This window comes from Bacteroides sp. CAG:189, assembly GCF_000432295.1.
GTDB lineage: Bacteria > Bacteroidota > Bacteroidia > Bacteroidales > Bacteroidaceae > Bacteroides > Bacteroides salyersiae.
In genome coordinates this window covers 9,998-30,120 of the sequence record NZ_HF991031.1, presented here as the reverse complement: position 1 = coordinate 30,120, position 20,123 = coordinate 9,998, and the positions used below count along the sequence as shown (strand labels likewise).

The following is a 20,123-nucleotide window of genomic DNA, read 5'->3' as shown; positions in this document are numbered from 1 at the left end:
CTTTTAGTGAAAGACGGAAGTCTTTTGCGAGAAGTTGCTACGTCTTTTTTAATCCAATTACGTTTCTATTATCAATTGCATTTCATTCCACTGCCGGTTACATCGTATTGGGCTTTCGAGTTATTCCTTTTGCAATTGTACATTTGTCGAATGAAACTTTATTTGGATTCCGACTGCTCTCTTAACCATGCAATTTCCTGTGGCCATAATGTTTCGTCTATCGTCTCAAGTATAAGCGGCATATTGTCGAAACGTGGGTCACGCATCAATTTCTCAAAGAAAGGGAATCCGATAAAACCTTTTCCGATGCTGTCGTGGCGGTCCACGCGGCTACCCAATGCTTTCTTCGAGTCATTGAGGTGCATGGCGCGAAGATATTGAAAGCCGACTACTTCTTCAAACTCATTGAAAACCCTTTCATAATCTTCCAACAGGTCATAGCCGGCAGTAAAAGTATGGCAGGTATCCAAGCAGACCCCTACGCGGGTTTTATCTTCCACACGGTCGATGATGTACTTTAAATGCCAGAACTCATTACCGAGATTACTGCCTTGCCCGGCGGTGTTCTCGATGACCGCCGTCACCCCTTTCGTTTTTTCTAAAGCGATGTTGATACTTTCCGCGATGAGGCTAAGGCAATCTTCTACAGAAATTTTGTTCAGATGACTGCCGGGATGGAAATTTAACAATTTCAGTCCTAACTGTTCGCAACGTTGCATTTCGTCCAAAAAGGCAGCGCGGCTTTTCTCCAATCCCTCCGGTTCCGGATGTCCGAGGTTGATCAGGTAACTGTCGTGCGGAAGGATGTATTCCGGTTGGAAATTATACTTGGCACAGTTCTCTTTAAAAAGTCGTATACTCTCTTCCGTCAATGGCTTACTTACCCATTGGCGTTGGTTCTTGGTGAAAAGTGCAAAGGCATTTGCGCCTATTTTGTGTGCATTGACGGGAGCGCTTTCCACACCACCCGATGCACTGACATGTGCTCCGATATATTTCATGAAGTTTCTTTTTTATTCTATAATCCAATGTTCTATATTACGTTCTTTTTGTGAGAAGTTGACTCCGACTTTAACGAGTGTCCTTCCATCGGCGATGTATGGGATAAGGTATCCTTTTTCATTGATCCGTTCCTTCTTTAATGGGGTTTATCATAGCTTTTTCAAGCACTTGGTTTGGTTTACAAAGATAGATAAATTCCCGTTGATACAACAAGGAGTAACCCATAAATGTTTCTTTCATGCAGACCAAGAAGAAATTTTGGTTATGCCACGGATCGGCAAGGAATTTGAAACCTGTGATATGTGGGAAAGATACAGGTACTCCACTGGGTTGTACGGATATTCATGTGAAAATATGAATCCCCTTTCTCGCTTTTTTGTTGATGGCAAGAGAGGGGATTATAAATAGAGCGATAATTGAAAACTTTATGCCAGATTACCTATTTCATCCAGATTCTTTTGAATATCCTCGTCACTGAGCGAGTAGTTCATCAAGTCTCCTGCCAGGTATTTATCATACGATGCCATATCGATGAGACCGTGACCGGAAAGATTGAATAAGATAACTTTCTCTTCTCCGGTCTCCTTACATTTGTTGGCTTCACGGATGGTAGCGGCAATGGCATGGCAGGATTCGGGAGCGGGAATGATACCTTCGGCCTGTGCGAAAAGGCAACCGGCTTCGAAAGATTCGAGCTGCTTGATATCTACCGCTTCCATTAGTCCGTCTTTCAACAACTGAGAAACGATGACACCTGCACCATGATAGCGAAGGCCGCCTGCATGGATATTTGCCGGAGCAAAATTGTGGCCTAAAGTGAACATGGGCAATAAGGGGGTATACCCTGCTTCATCTCCAAAGTCGTATTGGAATTTTCCGCGTGTCAGTTTCGGACAAGAAGCCGGTTCTGCTGCGATAAAACGTGTCTTTTTTCCTTCAAGGATGTTGTGACGTATAAAGGGGAAAGAAATTCCGCCGAAGTTGGAACCACCTCCAAAACAGGCAATCACCATGTCGGGGTATTCTCCGGCCATCTCCATTTGCTTTTCAGCTTCCAGTCCGATGACGGTTTGATGTAAAGCCACATGACTGAGCACCGAGCCGAGGGTATACTTGCAGTTCGGAGTTGTTTGTGCCAGCTCGATCGCTTCGGAAATGGCGGTACCTAATGAACCTTGATAGTTCGGATGGGCGGTCAGTATATCTTTTCCTGCGCGGGTAGACATGGAGGGGGAAGGGGTAACCTGTGCGCCGAATGTCTGCATAATGCTGCGGCGGTATGGTTTTTGCTCATAGCTGATCTTTACTTGATATACGGCCGCTTCCAGTCCGAAAAGTTTAGCGGCATATGCCAGTGACGCACCCCATTGTCCGGCTCCGGTTTCTGTTGTAACGTTTGTCACACCTTCTTTTTTGCAGTAATAAGCTTGCGGAATGGCAGAATTCAGTTTGTGCGATCCCATCGGGCTTACACTTTCGTTCTTGAAATAAATATGTGCCGGAGTACCCAGTGCTTTCTCCAGTCCGTAAGCGCGTACCAAAGGAGTACTGCGATAATATTTGTACATTTCGCGCACTTCCTCGGGAATCTCGATCCATTTATCTGTCTGGTTTAATTCCTGGCGGCAGAGTTCTTCTGCAAATATCGGGTAAAGATCTTCGGCTTTCAGAGGTTGTTTGGTACCGGGATGTAAGGGAGGCATCGGTTTGGTTACCATGTCAGCCTGAATGTTGTACCAATAGCGTGGAATTTCATCTTCGGGTAGTATATACCTTTTAGTTTTATTACTCATAATATTGTGGTTTTTGATATTTTAGTTGCCAAAAATAAACATAATTTTTAATACGGTGATTAAATACGCAACAAAGAATAGAATTAATTGTTATTTTGTTTAAGTTTGCAACTGAAATAATGTGTCAATGCGGCAATCTGTTAATGACCCGGATTCCATGGGATAACTTAATTGTGCACGAATTGGAAAGTGAATGCATGGGTACATTATTTTGTATAGCCGGTTGGTATATGGGTATGTTGGCACATTAACACATTATTGATTATGAAGATTTATCATAAAATACTACTGTATCAAAATAAACTACTACAACCCTATGTACGTATTTTGCTTAGGATGATGGCGGTTCTTACTTACATGGCTTCTTTACTTTTGATTGTGGGTGTGGTTTATGAACATGGTTTTCCTCTTTCTGCAACCGATATTTCGCATCTGAAAATTTTGTATAAAGCGGTATGGATCATCTTCCTGATAGATGTTACATTACATATTTTTCTTGAATATAAAGGAACAAAGAAAAACTTCCGGAAGTTGGCGTGGATATTGAGTTGGCTACTTTATCTGACGTTAGTTCCCGTTATATTCCATCGTCCCGATGAAGAGGGAGCCATTTTGTATGTATGGGATTTTTTGGGTAGCAAACTTTATCATATTCCTCTTTTGCTTCTTTTTTCTTTTCTTAATTTATCAAACGGACTGGTACGTTTGCTGGGGCGGAGAACCAATCCGTCATTGATTCTTGCAGTGAGTTTCTTCGTAATAATTCTGATTGGTACGGGATTGTTGTTATTGCCTCGTTGCACAGTAGAAGGGGTCGTATTGTCGTGGGTGGATGCCTTGTTTACTTCGACAAGCGCCGTATGTGTAACAGGCTTAGTGCCCGTGGATGTATCGGCAACGTTTACGCCGATGGGGCTGACGGTCATTATTCTCTTGATTCAGGTCGGAGGTTTGGGAGTCATGACATTGACCAGTTTCTTTGCGATGTTCTTCATGGGAAATACCTCGTTGTATAATCAATTGGTAGTGCGTGATATGGTAAGTTCCAATTCTCTGGGATCTTTACTGTCTACTTTACTTTATATTTTAGGTTTTACCATGGTGATAGAAGGTGCAGGAATGGTATCTATCTGGCTGGGTATACACGGCACGTTGGGGATGAGTCTGGAGGAAGAACTGGCATTCTCGGCTTTTCATTCCATTTCCGCTTTTTGTAATGCGGGCTTTTCTACGCTTCCCGGAAATTTAGGCAATCCGATGGTGATGACCGGGCACAATTCTCTTTATATTTCAGTTTCTTTATTGATTATTTTAGGAGGAATCGGATTTCCTATTCTGGTGAATTTCAAAGATATAGTACTCTATCATTTACGTCGTTTCTGGAAATTTGTGCGTACTCTGAAGCTTGACAGGCATAAAAAACAACATTTGTACAACCTGAATACGAAGATTGTGCTGATTGTGACTTTATTATTGTTAGTATTGGGCACATTGGCGGTTGCTGCTTTCGAATGGAACGGTTCTTTTGCCGGAATGTCCGTAGCCGACAAATGGACACAGGCTTTTTTCAATGCCACTTGTCCGCGAACAGCAGGATTCAGTAGTGTGGACTTAACGAGCTTGAGTGTGCAGACTATATTGATTTATATATTTCTAATGTGGATTGGCGGTGCGGCTCAATCCACTGCCGGCGGTGTCAAGGTGAACGCTTTTGCAGTTGTGGTTCTCAATTTAATAGCTGTTCTACGCGGAACGGAACGTGTCGAGGTGTTCGGGCGCGAACTTTCCCACGATTCTATCCGGCGTTCCAATGCAACGGTGGTGATGTCTCTCGGGGTATTGTTCTTGTTTATTTTCGTATTGAGTATATTAGAACCGAAAATGTCGGTCATGACACTTACGTTTGAGTGTGTGTCTGCGCTAAGCACGGTTGGTTCGAGTTTGAACGCTACTCCTCTGCTTCGCGATGAAAGCAAATTGTTGGTGGCTTTGTTGATGTTTGTGGGGCGTGTAGGGTTGATAACCTTGATGTTAGGAATTGTGAAACAGAAAAAGAATACGAAATATCGTTATCCGAGTGATGATATAATAATTAACTAATATGCCAATGTGCCGACTGGCTGCGCAATAATGGGAAAAACGTCATGTGCAGACGAAGGCAGTGGTTAATTGAAAAAATAGGAGGATATGAAATACATTATTATTGGCTTAGGAAATTATGGGCATGTGTTGGCAGAAGAATTTTCTGCTTTGGGGCATGAAGTGATAGGGGCGGATATTAGTGAGAGTCGTGTAGACAGCATTAAGGATAAAGTGGCTACGGCTTTTGTGATCGATGCTACGGACGAGCAGTCATTGAGTGTACTTCCATTGAACAGTGTGGATGTGGTGATTGTGGCGATTGGTGAAAATTTTGGTGCTTCTATCCGCGTGGTGGCTTTGTTGAAGCAAAAAAAAGTGCAGCATATCTATGCGCGCGCCATTGATAATGTACATAAAGCAGTTCTGGAAGCTTTCAGTTTGGATAAGATTCTGACACCGGAAGAAGATGCGGCCCGTAGCTTGGTTCGTCTGTTTGATTTTGGTACTTCCATGGAAGTTTTCCGGATAGATGCAGAGTATTATATCGTCAAGTTCCGTGTTCCGGAAAAATTTATCGGCTATTTTGTGAATGAGTTGAAGCTGAACGAAGAGTTTCATTTGAAGATCATAGGCTTGAAGCGTGCGGAAAAAATAGAAAATTGTCTTGGTATATCGTTGACTGATAGTAAGATTGTAAATGAATTACCGGAGAATGATAAGATACAGGAAGGGGATGAACTGGTGTGTTACGGTAAATACAAAGACTTCCAGAAATTGTGGAAAGCTTTATAATTTAAAACTATATACTCTTATATGGTAAGAGTATATAGTTTTACTATACAAAAGTGTATACTTTTGTATGACAAGAGTATACACTTTAATTTTGACTTTATCTGTCGGCTTTCAAAGCTTCTTCCAAGTTGATGCCTAATGCTTTGGCAACACCTGTGCCATAAGCAGGATCGGCCTTATAGCAGTTGCGTACATGGCGTTGCTTGATGAATAGTTCGGAATCACCCATGGCACGAGCCGTGTTTTCGAAGAGTAATTGCTGTTCGTCTGCCGGCATCAATCGGAAAAGGTCGCCCGGTTGACTGTAGTAATCATCGTCATATTCCCGTTCGTTATAGTTATAGATGTCACCGTGAACTTTCAAGGGCGGTTCTTTCTTTTCCGGAGAATCTTTCCATTCACCGTAACTATTGGGTTCATAACCTTTGGTTGCGCCATAATTGCCATCTACCCGCATCGATCCATCACGATGGTAAGCGTGGAACGGACAGCGTGGTTTGTTCACCGGTATCTGTTCGGAATTCACGCCGAGACGATAACGCTGGGCATCTCCATAGGAGAAGAGACGTCCTTGTAACATTTTGTCCGGAGAGAAGCCTATTCCTTCTACGATATTCATCGGGTTGAATGCGGATTGTTCCACTTCGGCAAAGTAGTTCTCTGGATTGCGGTTCAGTTCGAGTATACCTACGTCTTGCAAGGGAAAGTCTTTATGCGGCCATACTTTTGTCAAGTCGAATGGATTGATACGATAATTATCAGCTTCCTCCTCCGTCATTATTTGGATTTGGAACAGCCATTTCGGGAAATCACCTTTCTCGATACTTTCGAAAAGGTCTCGTTGGTGAGATTCACGGTCTTTAGCTACGATCGCCTCTGCTTCCTGATCTGTCAGATTTTTAATACCTTGCAAGGTACGAAGGTGGAATTTTACCCAGGTACGTTTGTTCTCTGCATTATAGAAACTGTAAGTGTGGCTGCCGAATCCGTGCATATGACGGTAAGAATAAGGAATACCGCGCGGGCTCATGGTGATGGTGACTTGATGCAATGCTTCGGGAAGCAGTGTCCAGAAATCCCAATTACTGTTAGGGCTACGCATATTTGTTTTCGGATCGCGTTTAATGGCATGGTTTAGGTCGGGAAATTTTAGCGGGTCACGAAGAAAGAATACGGGGGTGTTGTTTCCTACCAGGTCCCAATTTCCTTCTTCTGTATAAAATTTCATGGCAAAACCTCGGATATCTCTTTCTGCATCGGCCGCTCCGCGTTCTCCGGCTACGGTAGAGAAACGTACAAAACATTCTGTCTTTTTTCCGACTTCACTGAAAATGGCTGCACGAGTATACTTTGTAATGTCATGTGTGACGGTAAATGTTCCGTAAGCACCGGAACCTTTGGCATGCATACGTCTTTCGGGGATTACTTCCCGATCGAAATGAGCCAGTTTTTCAATTAACCACGGATCTTGCAAGGTGATCGGGCCACGAGGGCCTGCTGTCTGTGAATTCTGGTTGTCGGCAATGGGACGACCGTTGGCAGATGTTAGTTTTTTCTCTTCCATAATTTTAGATATTTTAATGGATTACTTTTAATATAACAAAGAGAACGAAGATTTTGTTGGTTGTTTTATAAACAATTCTATGGGAAAAAGATAAAATGACTGATAATTGTATCTTTTTTGACTTATAATTATACCCTTGGTTTTATCATATTGCTTTAATTTTGTAGCAGAATAAAGAATGAAATAAACATGAAGAACAAAATTATTTATCTGTTACTGTTTTGTACATGCCTGGCACTTCCGGGACAGGCTCAGCAATTTAAAACTTTTGAAGTCGGAAAAAAGACTTTTTTACTGAATGGAGAACCTTTCATTGTAAAAGCGGCCGAGCTGCATTATACACGTATTCCACAACCTTATTGGGAGCATAGGATCAAAATGTGTAAAGCATTAGGGATGAATACTATTTGCTTGTATGTATTTTGGAATATTCATGAACAGGAAGAGGGACAATTCGATTTTACCGGTCAGAACGATATAGCTGCTTTCTGTCGTCTGGCACAGAAACATGGAATGTATGTCATAGTGCGTCCCGGCCCCTATGTGTGTGCGGAGTGGGAGATGGGTGGACTGCCGTGGTGGTTGTTGAAGAAAAAAGACATTGCTTTGCGTACGCTCGACCCTTATTATATGGAGCGCGTGGGAATCTTTATGAAAAAGGTGGGTGAACAGCTTGTCCCTTTGCAGATTACTCGTGGCGGTAATATTATCATGGTGCAGGTAGAGAATGAATACGGTTCGTATGGCACGGATAAGCCTTACGTTTCTGCCATTCGCGATATGGTGCGTGATGCCGGTTTCACGGAAGTACCTTTGTTTCAGTGCGATTGGAGCAGTAATTTCACCAACAATGCTTTGGATGATTTGCTGTGGACGGTCAACTTCGGAACAGGAGCCAACATAGACCAGCAATTTAAGAAACTAAAGGAACTGCGTCCGGAAACGCCGTTGATGTGCAGCGAGTTTTGGAGCGGATGGTTCGATCATTGGGGGCGTAAACACGAAACACGTCCGGCCAAGGATATGGTGCAGGGATTGAAAGATATGCTCGACCGTAATATTTCGTTCAGCCTGTATATGACTCATGGAGGTACCACGTTCGGACACTGGGGAGGAGCCAATAATCCTGCCTATTCTGCCATGTGCAGCTCTTATGATTATGATGCCCCGATTAGTGAAGCCGGATGGGCTACTGAGAAATATTTCCTGCTTCGTGATTTATTGAAGGGTTGTCTGCCTGCCGGACAGTCTTTGCCGACTATTCCCGAAGCTCTGCCGGTAATGGAAATTCCAGAGATCAAATTCACGCAGGTGGCTCCTTTATTCAGCAATCTGCCCGTAGCAAAACAGGCAATAGATATTCAGCCGATGGAACAATTCGATCAGGGTTGGGGAAGTATCCTCTACCGCACTGTTTTGCCACAGGATGTAAAAGCCGGAACAGTGCTCGAAATCACCGAAGTGCACGATTGGGCGCAAGTCTTTGCCAACAATACCCTGTTGGCGCGTCTGGATCGCCGGAAAGGAGAATTTACCGTTACATTGCCTGCTTTGAAAAAGGGTACCCAGCTCGATATTCTGGTAGAAGCTATGGGACGTGTTAATTTCGATAAGTCCATTCACGACCGTAAAGGTATCACGGAGAGTGTGGTGCTGGCGGCTACGGACGGTAATAAGCAAATAGTAAAGAATTGGCAGGTGTATAATCTGCCGGTCGATTATGCTTTTGCGAGCAATAAGCAGTACGTTTCGGGTGGCAAGCAGACGATGCCCGCTTACTATAAAGCGACTTTCAAACTTTCGAAAACGGATGATACGTTCCTCGATATGAGTACCTGGGGCAAAGGTATGGTGTGGGTGAACGGCCATGCGATGGGGCGTTTTTGGGAAATCGGTCCGCAGCAGACGCTCTTTATGCCGGGTTGCTGGCTGAAAAAGGGAGTGAATGAGATTATCGTTCTCGACTTGAAAGGTCCTGAGAAAGCTATGGTAAAGGGATTGAAGAAGCCAATTCTCGATGTACTGCGCGAAAAAGCTCCCGAAACTCACCGCAAAGAGGGTGAACATTTGAATCTTTCAGCCGAAACTCCCGTTCATAAAGGTGCTTTCATTCCGGGTAACGGCTGGCAGGAGGTACATTTTGCCAATCCGGTGAAAGGACGTTATTTCTGTCTGGAAGCTCTTTCTCCACAGGCCGGGGATAATATAGTCGCTATTGCAGAGTTCGATGTCTTGGGTGATGATGGTAAACCGGTTTCCCGCGAGCATTGGAAAATCCGGTATGCCGACAGTGAAGAAACCCGCAGTGGAAATCGTACGGCCGATAAAATTTTCGATCTTCAGGAATCTACTTTCTGGATGACAGTGGATAATGTGGCCTATCCTCATCAACTGGTTATCGATTTGGATAAAGAGCAAACGCTCACAGGTTTCCGTTATCTGCCCCGTGCCGAAAAAGGGTATCCGGGAATGATTAAGGAATATCGTATCTATGTGAAGCCGACAGACTTTAAGTATTGATAAATAATTAGATAATTTGCCAATATGCCAATGCGCCAATGTGTCAATTAGCTGCGCGGAATGGTAGCACAGCCAATTGGCACATTGGCGCATTGGCAAATTGGCAAATTATTCAATTGCAATGCATCTTTCATTTTTACTTTTCGTATCATCGCTGTTTTGTTTTTCATCGATAATAAACCGCTGTATTGATTCTTGAATAAATCAATGCATCGATTTTTGATCGTATTTTTATTTCGGGTATCGGTTGTTGCATTGATATTTGGACGAATTGGTTCGTTATACCACTTTTCTGCTTAAAAAAACAGGAAATGGCAGTATAATTCCTTCTTTTGACTGATAATTTTCCTTTTTTGATTTATTAATAGAACATTGACAGAAGCAAAATACCTATTTTTGAGGCAGTTTTAATAATATCATGAAAAATATGAGGAAGATAAAAGTCCTGTTAATATTGTTAATTTTGCCTGTGCTCAATGGCCGGGCTTTTACAGAAAAAGAGTTAGTTGCCGATGGGCAAGAAAAGAATCGGACACAGGAGAGAAGCGGAGTCCCTTCCACCGGAGATGTTGATGTGGCGAGTTTGGAGATCGATGCTTCGCGTCTCGGTGCTCCTATACAGTCTACTATGTATGGTGTCTTTTTTGAAGATATTAATTTTGGAGCCGATGGTGGGCTGTATGCTGAACTTATCAAGAATCGCTCTTTTGAATTTCCGCAACCTTTAGTGGGATGGGTGCCTTTCGGACAGGTAGAGGTGAAAACCGATAGGCCTTGTTTCGACCGTAATCCACATTATGTATCTATTACGAATGATGGCCGCTTGCTTCGTGCCGGACTGGACAACGAAGGTTTCCGTGGCATCGGATTGAAGGAGGGCAGGGAATATTGCTTTTCGGCCTATGTGCGTAGCCGGGACGACAAACCGATGACACTCTCTGTGGAGCTGGTGAACCGGGGAGGAGAGAACCCGCTAAAAAAGGATATCAAAATACGGGGAAACGAATGGCAAAAGATTACTGCCCGACTGACATCTCCTTTTACAGATACCCATTCCCGTTTACGCATCGTGCTGAAAAACCGGGGTACGGTGGATATGGATCACATCTCCCTTTTCCCTGCCGATACATGGAAAGGTCGCGAAAACGGGCTTCGCAAGGATCTGGCTCAGGCGCTTTACGATTTGAATCCGGGAGTTTTCCGCTTTCCCGGCGGTTGTATTGTAGAGGGTAATTCACTGGCTACCCGTTACCAATGGAAAAATACCGTGGGGCCGGTAGAGAACCGTCCGTCGAATGAAAACCGTTGGAATTATACATTTAAGCACAAGGCTTTTCCCGATTATTTCCAGTCCTACGGTCTGGGCTTTTTCGAATATTTCCTGTTGAGTGAAGACCTCGGGGCAGAACCGCTCCCGATATTGAGTTGCGGGCTTTCCTGCCAATACGAGAGTAACGAAGTGGTGCTACTGGACAGCCTGCAACCTTACATCGACGATGCCCTCGACCTGATTGAGTTTGCAAATGGCCCTGTCACTTCCGTCTGGGGGAAGATCCGTGCAGATATGGGACATCCCGAACCTTTTCATCTCAAGTTTATCGGTATAGGCAATGAACAGTGGGGATCTGTTTATCCCGAACGCTTGGAGATGTTTGTAAAGGCCATCCGTGCCCGTTATCCCGATGTGAAGATAGTGGGAAGCTCCGGTCCCAGTGCCGACGGCGAGCATTTCGATTATCTTTGGCCGGAAATGAAACGCATTGGTGTGGACCTTGTGGACGAGCATTACTATATGGAGCCTGAATGGTTCTTTGCCAATGCACATCGTTACGATAACTACGATCGCAAAGGTCCGAAAGTTTTTGCCGGAGAGTATGCTTCGCACGATCATACTACAAAGAAAGATAATAACTTCCTAACAGCCCTTTCCGAGGCAGCCTTTATGACGGGGCTGGAACGTAACGCAGACGTTGTCCATATGGCTACTTATGCCCCGTTGTTTGCGCATGTAGATGCCTGGCAGTGGAATCCCGACCTCATCTGGTATGATAACCTGCAGATGGTGCGTACTCCCAATTATTATGTGCAGCAACTCTATGGCATGAATGCAGGCACGCATATACTTCCCGTTACGCTGAAAGGCAAAACGGAGGGAGTATTGTATGCTTCGGCCGTTTGGGATGACAAAACGAAGGAAATTATCCTGAAAGTTGTCAACCGTAGCGAGACGTCTCAGTCGCTATCTTTCGCTGTCGATGGCCTGAAGAAACGCGTCTTGTCCGGAGGTACACACATATACCTTGCATCCGATGACCTGAAAGCGAAGAACGTGTTGGGTGAACCGGAACGGATCGTTCCCCATGTCCGCCCGCTTAACATGGACGGTAACCATTTGCAATTGGAGATTGCCCCTCAATCATTCAACGTCTACCGGATCAGGTAAAACGATAAAAACAACATAAATCACCGATCTAACCTAAGTTCAATATAATTTTTATTCCGCGTGGTTTCTTCTCCTTCCCGAAGGAGGAAGAGAAGCTATGTAGCATCATTCTTATATCGAGTGGAGGTTAATCTACTAATAATAAATTCTTTCTATCATGAAAAACCTCTTGACGGGCCTTTTATTGTTGGCCTCTACTACTGTTCCTGCGCAGCAGGAAACGATTATCCGCATTCATCCTGAACAGGGAACTACGGTGATCGATAAAAATATTTACGGACAGTTTGCCGAGCATCTCGGTACTTGTATCTATGGTGGCCTTTGGGTAGGCGAGGACTCCCAAATCCCCAATATCAACGGTTATCGGACGGATGTTCTCAATGCTTTGAAGGACTTGAAAGTGCCTATTCTTCGCTGGCCGGGCGGTTGCTTTGCCGATGAATATCACTGGATGGACGGCATCGGCCCGAAGGCAGACCGTCCGAAGATGGTGAACAATAACTGGGGCGGTACGATCGAGGACAACAGCTTTGGCACGCACGAGTTCCTGAATCTTTGCGAACTGCTTGGATGCGAGCCTTATATCAGTGGAAACGTAGGTAGTGGCACCGTAGAGGAACTGGCCAAGTGGGTGGAATATATGACTTCCGACGGTGATAGCCCGATGGCCAACCTGCGTCGCAAGAACGGACGCGATAAGGCATGGAAGGTGAAATACCTCGGTGTGGGCAATGAGAGTTGGGGATGCGGCGGAAGCATGCGTCCGGAGTATTATGCCGATTTGTATCGCCGTTATTCCACCTATTGCCGCAATTATGACGGTAACCGCCTTTATAAAATAGCCAGTGGAGCGAGTGATTACGATTATAACTGGACAGAGGTGTTAATGAAGAATGTAGGCGGACGTATGAACGGTCTTTCATTGCATTATTACACCGTGACCGGTTGGAGTGGCAGCAAAGGAGCGGCAACGAAGTTTACCGATGAGGATTATTACTGGACGATGGGTAAATGTCTGGAAGTGGAAGATGTCCTGAAAAAACATATTACCATTATGGACCGTTACGACCGCCAGAAAAATGTAGCCCTGATGCTCGATGAGTGGGGCACTTGGTGGGATGAAGAACCGGGAACCGTTCGCGGACACCTTTATCAACAGAATACGCTGCGCGATGCATTTGTGGCTGCTCTGTCACTGAACGTATTCCATAAATATGCCGATCGCCTTAAAATGGCGAATATTGCACAGGTGGTGAACGTGTTGCAATCGATGATTCTTACCAATGACAGACAAATGGTACTGACTCCTACTTATTACGTATTTAAAATGTATCAGCCGCATCAGGATGCCACTTATCTGCCGCTCGATCTGATGTGCGAGCAAAAGACGGTACGCGACGGTCGTGTCATTCCTATGGTCAGCGCTTCTGCTTCACGCGATGCAAACGGAAAGATCCATGTCTCTTTGGCGAATGTAGACCTGAAGAAAGAGCAGAACGTCATTTTGACTCTCGGCGACTATAAAGTGAAGACGGTGAGCGGAGAGGTACTTACCGCCAAAGATATGAAAGCTTATAATTCCTTTGAGCAGCCCGATGCAGTGAAACCCCAACCCTTCAAGGGAACAAAACTAAAAGATGACAGGCTATCGGTTATACTGCCGGCAAAATCTATTGTAGTTTTAGAAGTTGAATAATAATGTATAAAGTGGATACTATGATAAAAAGACGTTTTATAGGCTTGGCTTTATTGGCTGGTTCGGTATTGCCGTTGCTTGCACAGGATGTGACGATAGATAGCCCTGATGAGAAATTGAAGTTAACCGTATCATGCCCTGCCGGTGGAGGTTCGGTTTCATATTCGATCGTTTACGATGGAAGGCAGATGTTGGAATCTTCTCCGTTAGGGATGGAGACGAATATCGGGAATTTCTCGGATGGGATGAAATGGTCGGGACACGATGTCCGGAAAATAGATACGGTTTATAACCAATCGCGTATCAAGACTTCGCGTGTGCATTACCAAGCCAATGAACTGGCTTGTGAATTTGCCAGTGCAGAAGGACAAAAGATCGGCGTGACGTTCCGCGTAGGTAATAATGATGTCGCTTTCCGCTATACCTTGCCCCGGCAGAATGGAAAAGGGAGCGTTGTTGTCAACAAAGAGCAGACCGGTTTTCATTTCCCGCCACAGACTACCACTTTTCTTTGCCCCCAGAGCGATGCCATGATAGGCTGGAAACGAACCAAACCCAGTTATGAAGAAGAATATCGCGTTGATGCACCGATGAATGAACGTTCACAGTACGGGCACGGATACACCTTTCCTTGTCTGTTCCGTATTGGTGAGCAGGGCTGGGTGCTGGTCAGCGAAACAGGAGTGGATAGCCGCTATTGCGCTTCTCATCTGAGCGATGCTCACGAAAGTGTGTATACCATCGCTTTTCCGATGCCCGAAGAAAATAATGGCAACGGAACGGTTGCGCCCGCTTTTGCTTTACCCGGTTCTACTCCTTGGCGTACGATTACGGTGGGTGAGACACTACGACCGATTGTAGAAACTACCGTTCCTTGGGACGTGGTAGAATCTCTTTATGAGACACAACACAATTACAATATGGGGCGTGGCACCTGGAGTTGGATACTTTGGCAGGATGACAGTATAAATTATGAAGACCAAGTGAAATATGTTGATCTCGCTGCTGCCATGGGATATGAATATGTGCTTATTGATAATTGGTGGGATAAGAACATCGGCCACGACCGCATGGCACAACTCATCCGGTATGCCCGTAGTAAAGGGGTGGAGGTATTTCTCTGGTACAGTTCCAGTGGCTATTGGAATGATATCGAGCAGAGTCCTGTCAACCGGATGGATAATGCCATTATCCGCAAACAGGAGATGCGCTGGATGCAAAAGTTGGGAGTGAAAGGCATTAAAGTGGATTTCTTTGGTGGTGACAAGCAGGAGACGATGCGTCTTTATGAAGACATTCTCAGTGATGCCGATGATCATGGATTGATGGTCATCTTCCATGGTTGTACGCTTCCCCGCGGATGGGAACGCATGTATCCCAATTACGTGGGTAGTGAAGCGGTGCTGGCTTCGGAGAATCTGATCTTCCAGCAACACTTTTGTGACGAAGAGGCGTTTAATGCTTCTCTGCATCCTTTTATCCGGAATACGGTGGGATGTATGGAGTTTGGCGGATGTTTTCTCAATAAGCGGTTGAACAGAGGAAACGACGGAGGAAACATTCGTTGTACCACTGATGTTTTTCAGTTGGCAACAGCGGTTTTATTTCAGAATCCGATTCAGAATTTTGCACTTGCCCCGAATAACTTGACGGATGCTCCGCAACTCTGTCTCGACTTTCTGAGAAAGGTGCCTACCACTTGGGATGAAACGCGTTTCATCGACGGATATCCGGGAAAATATGTCGTGCTGGCCCGTCGCCAAGGCGACCATTGGTATGTAGCTGCCATCAACGCCACTAAAGAGCCGTTGAAGTTGAAGCTGAATCTACCGATGATGGCCGGAAAAACGGTCTCTTTCTACGGTGATGACAAGCGGCAACAACCGCAATTGCAGTCGCAGAAAATAAAGAACGACGGCAGTCTTCAAGTGGTGATTCAGCCGCAGGGAGGTGCCATTTGGGTCAGTAAATAACACATTTAGTATATAATACCATGAAATTGACAAACCTTTTAAACTTTTGCCTGCTTCTGATAGTAGCAATGCCTGCACAGGCAAAAGTAGAAAATGAGCCCGATTCGGTATTTCTCTTTTCGTATGCACATGTCGACGGAGGGAGTGGATTGAAGTTTGCTTGGAGCATCGACGGGACGAAATGGTTGCCGGTGGCCGATGGTTTCGATTATTTAAAATCCGATTTCGGCCCGTGGGGAAGCGGAAAGAAAATGTTTCGTCCGCAATTGCTGCAAAGCCGGAAGGATGGTAAGTGGCATTGCCTTTGGGCAGCTACCGTGACCGGAGAAACCCTTGCTTATACCGTTTCGCCCGACCTCTTGAAATGGAGTTGTCAGGTTTATGCTCCGGCAGATCCCGTTCCCACTGTAGAGCGGAAAACGATGATAGAGGGTAGGGAAGAGGACGGATGGATGCAGAAGACCTCTTACGCTACTGTGGAACGACTGATTCGTTTTGCCGATCATAAGAAATATCGCCAGATACAGAATGAGGAACGCATGGAACAAGACCCTGTCCGTTTCGCCGGATTGGAACCGGTGGAAGCTATCGTACGCGTGCGGATGAACGATGCCAAGCCTATCAGTGAACATCTCATCGGTATTTTCTTTGAGGATATCAACTATTCTGCCGATGGCGGACTATACGCCGAGCTGATTCAGAACCGTGATTTTGAATATGCTCCCACCGATCGGGGAAACGACCGGAACTGGAGTTCCACCCATTCGTGGAGTGTGCAGGGCGATGGTGCTACATTGAACATCCGGACAGATGCCCCGATCCATCCCAATAATCCCCATTATGCCGTGCTTGATGTGCGGCAGCCGGGAGCCGCTTTGCAGAATGCCGGCTTTGACGGTATTGTAGTGAAGAAAGGAGAGAAATACGACTTTTCACTTTTCTCGAAAGCAATGAAAGGCAAAGGGGGAAAGGTAAAGGTCGGCTTGGTAGACGGAGCGGGCAGGAAGCTTGCACAAACGGTTGTTTCCGTCTCTTCCAAAGAGTGGAAGCAGCAACGTGCTGTGCTCACTGTAACCGCCGATGCCGTTGATGCCGTTCTGTCCATCTGTCCGCAAGCTGCCGGAGAGTACGCGCTGGATATGATCTCCCTCTTTCCGCAAAAGACTTTTAAAGGCCGTAAGAACGGACTTCGTGCCGATCTGGCACAGACATTGGCCGATCTGCATCCCCGTTTCATGCGCTTTCCCGGAGGATGCGTGGCTCATGGCGATGGGGTCGGTAATATATACGACTGGAAAGGCTCTATCGGTCCGTTGGAAGCCCGCAAGCCGATGCGTAACCTTTGGGGATACCATCAGACCCGCGGCTTAGGTTACTTCGAATATTTCCAGTTTTGCGAAGATATAGGTGCCGAGCCGGTTCCTGTACTGGCGGCAGGGGTTCCTTGTCAGAATTCGGGTACATGCAGCCACCATTCCAAAGGTGAATTGGGCTGCATGGGACAGCAGGGCGGCATTCCGATGGAAGAGATGGGAGCCTATGTACAGGATGTGCTCGATCTGATAGAATATGCCAATGGCGATGCCAAAAAGACGGTTTGGGGCAGGAAGCGCGCCGAAGCCGGGCATCCGAGACCTTTCAATCTGAAATTTATCGGTATTGGCAATGAAGATCTGATCACGGATATCTTTGCCGAACGCTTTACCATGATATTCAATGCCGTAAAGGAGAAATATCCCGAGATAACGGTAATTGGCACTACCGGCCCGTTTTATGAAGGCACCGATTACGAAGAGGGATGGGCTCTTGCCACCAAATTGGATGTGCCGATGGTCGATGAGCACTATTACGTCTCTCCGGGGTGGCTGATCCATAACCAGGACTTCTACGATCGTTACGATCGTACGAAGTCGAGAGTATATCTTGGTGAATATGCCGCCCATCTGCCCGGCCGTCCCAGTAACATAGAGACCGCCCTTTCCGAAGCCCTCTACCTAACGGCGGTGGAACGCAATGGCGACATCGTTTCCATGACCTCCTACGCTCCGCTCTTGGCAAAGGACAGACATACACAGTGGAGTCCGGACTTGATTTATTTCGATAATACGGAGGTGAAACCGACAGTCGGCTATTATACGCAGTTGATGTACGGACAAAACTCCGGTAACGAGTATCTGTTTTCCGCTATCGATCTGGACAACCGGCAGGAGGCGGTGAAAAAGCGCGTCGGCGCATCGGTTGTGAAAGAGAATGAAAGTGCTGACATCATCGTGAAACTGGTGAACCTGCTTCCTGTAAGTGTTCGTTCGCAAGTGGAGCTGGACGGGGATGCATTGATTCATCCTTCGGCTATAAAGACCGTCCTCACGGGCGATCCGAAAGATAAACAGGCAAAGCCTGTATCCTCCGGCTTCGAGTTGTCGGGTAATAATTTCTCTTATGAGATGCCTGCCTATTCGTTTACTGTGATACGTATTCATTCGACCGGTAACCGGTGACAATTATCGTATACCGGTATTACCTTTATAAAAAACAATCTTTATATATAGCATGTAAATCATGAAAAAGACATTTATATTATCATTGGTTCTTACGGCGGTGGGAACGGTTTTTGCGCAGAAAGAGCCGCTACATCCTGGCTATCCGATCGATCCTGTTCCTTTTACTTCGGTAAAAGTGACGGATCATTTCTGGGGGCAGCGACTGAAAACCAGCCGTGAGGTTACTATTCCGTTGGCTTTCCGGAAGTCGGAGGAGACGGGACGCATTAAAAACTTTGAGAAAGCTGCCCATCCCAGCGAAGACTATAAGGTGGAGGGTTTCTCGTTTGACGATACAGATATTTACAAAACCATCGAGGGTGCCAGCTATTCGCTGCAAACCTATCCCGACAAGCGGTTGGAGAAATACATCGATAGTATTCTCGCTATTGTAGCCACTGCCCAAGAACCGGACGGATATTTGTATACCGCCCGTACGATGAATCCTAAACATCCTCATGACTGGGCAGGGAAGGAGCGTTGGGTGGCTGTGGAAAATCTGAGCCACGAGTTCTATAACTTGGGGCATATGATCGAGGGTGCCATTGCCCACTATCAAGCCACCGGTAAACGGAATTTTCTCGATATTGCCATTAAGTATGCCGATTGTGTCTGCCGGGCCATAGGGAATGCTCCGGAGCAGAAGAGACTCGTGCCCGGACATCAGATTGCCGAAATGGCACTGGTGAAACTTTATTTAGTGACGGGCGACCGTAAATACCTCGATCAGGCTAAATTCTTTCTGGATGCACGCGGATACACTGGCCGGAAAGATGCTTATAGCCAGGCGCATAAACCGGTCATCGAGCAGGATGAAGCTGTGGGGCATGCCGTACGCGCTGTTTATATGTATTCTGGCATGGCAGACGTGGCTGCCATTACGGGAGATAGCTCTTACATCAAGGCCATCGACCGGATTTGGGACAATATTGTTTCGAAGAAGATGTACATCACCGGTGGTATCGGCGCCCGTCATCAGGGAGAGGCTTTCGGTGATAATTACGAACTGCCCAATCTTTCCGCCTATTGCGAAACCTGTGCGGCTATCGGCAGTGTTTATATGAATTATCGTCTTTTCCTGCTTCATGGCGATGCCAAATATTTCGATGTGCTCGAGCGTACTCTCTATAACGGGTTGATCTCCGGTATATCGCTCGACGGCGGTTCTTTCTTCTATTCCAATCCGTTGGCTTCGGATAGCGGGTATAGTCGCAAACCGTGGTTCGGCTGTGCCTGTTGTCCCTCCAATATCAGCCGTTTCGTCCCCTCTCTGCCCGGCTATGTCTATGCGGTTAAAGACCGTCAGGTGTATGTCAATCTTTTCCTTTCCAATCGTGCCGAACTGAAGGTGAACGACAAGAAAGTGGTTTTGGAGCAGGAGACATCCTATCCCTGGAAGGGCGACATTCGCTTGAAAGTGCTACAGGGTAATCAACCTTTCGGCATGAATGTCCGCATTCCCGGATGGGTGCGCGGTAGTGTGCTTCCCAGTGATTTGTATGCGTATGCCGATCATCAGCAACCGGCTTATCGGGTGATGGTCAATGGGCAGGAAGTAGAGGGTGAACTGCACAACGGTTATCTCACCATCAACCGTAAATGGAAAAAGAATGATGTGGTGGAGATTCATTTCGACATGCTTCCCCGTCTGGTGAAAGCCAATGAGAAGGTGGCGGCCGATCGTGGACGAGTGGCCGGGGGGGGGGGTGCGGGGGGTT

At 46.0% G+C, this 20,123-nt stretch carries 10 protein-coding genes and 1 pseudogene (1 of these 11 cut by a window edge); 8 read left to right on the top strand and 3 right to left on the bottom strand.

Going from position 1 to position 20,123, the window contains the following annotated elements; all coding sequences use genetic code 11:
- Nucleotides 1–158 precede the first annotated feature (158 nt).
- On the bottom strand, nt 159–1,001 hold the full coding sequence (nfo, locus tag QVP90_RS05355; RefSeq protein WP_021935861.1) for a deoxyribonuclease IV: 843 nt from the start codon (nt 999–1,001) through the stop codon (nt 159–161).
- A gap of 426 nt (nt 1,002–1,427) precedes the next feature.
- Nucleotides 1,428–2,795 carry a TrpB-like pyridoxal phosphate-dependent enzyme gene (locus QVP90_RS05350; protein WP_021935860.1) on the bottom strand — a complete coding sequence of 456 codons (1,368 nt, stop codon included), beginning with the start codon at nt 2,793–2,795 and terminating at the stop codon, nt 1,428–1,430.
- 264 nt (nt 2,796–3,059) lie between these two features.
- Between QVP90_RS05350 and QVP90_RS05345 the strand changes: the two genes are divergently transcribed.
- Both QVP90_RS05345 and QVP90_RS05340 read left to right on the top strand, forming a co-directional pair.
- The gene (locus QVP90_RS05345; RefSeq protein WP_005924287.1) at nt 3,060–4,895 is read left to right on the top strand and encodes a TrkH family potassium uptake protein; all 1,836 of its coding nucleotides are present in this window, start codon (nt 3,060–3,062) and stop codon (nt 4,893–4,895) included.
- Nucleotides 4,896–4,982: 87 nt separating this feature from the next.
- Nucleotides 4,983–5,669: a potassium channel family protein gene (locus tag QVP90_RS05340; RefSeq protein ID WP_005924284.1), complete on the top strand. Its 687-nt coding sequence runs from the start codon at nt 4,983–4,985 to the stop codon at nt 5,667–5,669.
- A 97-nt stretch (nt 5,670–5,766) separates the two neighbouring features.
- Here the strand turns inward: QVP90_RS05340 and QVP90_RS05335 are convergent, their stop codons facing one another.
- Nucleotides 5,767–7,233: a catalase gene (locus tag QVP90_RS05335; RefSeq protein WP_005924281.1), complete on the bottom strand. Its 1,467-nt coding sequence runs from the start codon at nt 7,231–7,233 to the stop codon at nt 5,767–5,769.
- A 189-nt stretch (nt 7,234–7,422) separates the two neighbouring features.
- On the opposite strand from QVP90_RS05335, the gene QVP90_RS05330 reads away from it, so the two are divergent.
- The 6 genes and pseudogenes from QVP90_RS05330 to QVP90_RS05305 all read left to right on the top strand — a co-directional run.
- Nucleotides 7,423–9,753, top strand: a complete 2,331-nt coding sequence (locus QVP90_RS05330) for a beta-galactosidase (RefSeq protein WP_021935859.1) — start codon at nt 7,423–7,425, stop codon at nt 9,751–9,753.
- Between the two features lie 418 nt (nt 9,754–10,171).
- Nucleotides 10,172–12,196, top strand: a complete 2,025-nt coding sequence (locus QVP90_RS05325; RefSeq protein ID WP_021935858.1) for an alpha-L-arabinofuranosidase C-terminal domain-containing protein — start codon at nt 10,172–10,174, stop codon at nt 12,194–12,196.
- A 157-nt stretch (nt 12,197–12,353) separates the two neighbouring features.
- Nucleotides 12,354–13,892 (top strand): alpha-N-arabinofuranosidase, encoded by a 1,539-nt coding sequence (locus QVP90_RS05320; protein ID WP_007478267.1) that lies wholly within the window; start codon nt 12,354–12,356, stop codon nt 13,890–13,892.
- A gap of 20 nt (nt 13,893–13,912) precedes the next feature.
- Entirely contained in the window at nt 13,913–15,865 is a 1,953-nt protein-coding gene (locus tag QVP90_RS05315; protein WP_122282085.1) for a glycoside hydrolase family 97 protein, read from the top strand.
- 20 nt (nt 15,866–15,885) lie between these two features.
- Entirely contained in the window at nt 15,886–18,363 is a 2,478-nt protein-coding gene (locus QVP90_RS05310) for an alpha-L-arabinofuranosidase C-terminal domain-containing protein (RefSeq protein WP_021935857.1), read from the top strand.
- Nucleotides 18,364–18,424: 61 nt separating this feature from the next.
- Nucleotides 18,425–20,123, top strand: a pseudogene (locus QVP90_RS05305) (glycoside hydrolase family 127 protein); it runs 351 nt beyond the window's last position.

Coding starts and splice junctions, on each gene's coding strand:
- QVP90_RS05315 (WP_122282085.1), top strand. CDS start 13,913: ATGATAAAAAGACGTTTTATAGGCTTGGCTTTATTGGCTGGTTCGGTA.
- QVP90_RS05310 (WP_021935857.1), top strand. CDS start 15,886: ATGAAATTGACAAACCTTTTAAACTTTTGCCTGCTTCTGATAGTAGCA.
- QVP90_RS05345 (WP_005924287.1), top strand. CDS start 3,060: ATGAAGATTTATCATAAAATACTACTGTATCAAAATAAACTACTACAA.
- QVP90_RS05340 (WP_005924284.1), top strand. CDS start 4,983: ATGAAATACATTATTATTGGCTTAGGAAATTATGGGCATGTGTTGGCA.
- QVP90_RS05325 (WP_021935858.1), top strand. CDS start 10,172: ATGAAAAATATGAGGAAGATAAAAGTCCTGTTAATATTGTTAATTTTG.
- nfo (WP_021935861.1), bottom strand. CDS start 1,001: ATGAAATATATCGGAGCACATGTCAGTGCATCGGGTGGTGTGGAAAGC.
- QVP90_RS05320 (WP_007478267.1), top strand. CDS start 12,354: ATGAAAAACCTCTTGACGGGCCTTTTATTGTTGGCCTCTACTACTGTT.
- QVP90_RS05330 (WP_021935859.1), top strand. CDS start 7,423: ATGAAGAACAAAATTATTTATCTGTTACTGTTTTGTACATGCCTGGCA.
- QVP90_RS05335 (WP_005924281.1), bottom strand. CDS start 7,233: ATGGAAGAGAAAAAACTAACATCTGCCAACGGTCGTCCCATTGCCGAC.
- QVP90_RS05350 (WP_021935860.1), bottom strand. CDS start 2,795: ATGAGTAATAAAACTAAAAGGTATATACTACCCGAAGATGAAATTCCA.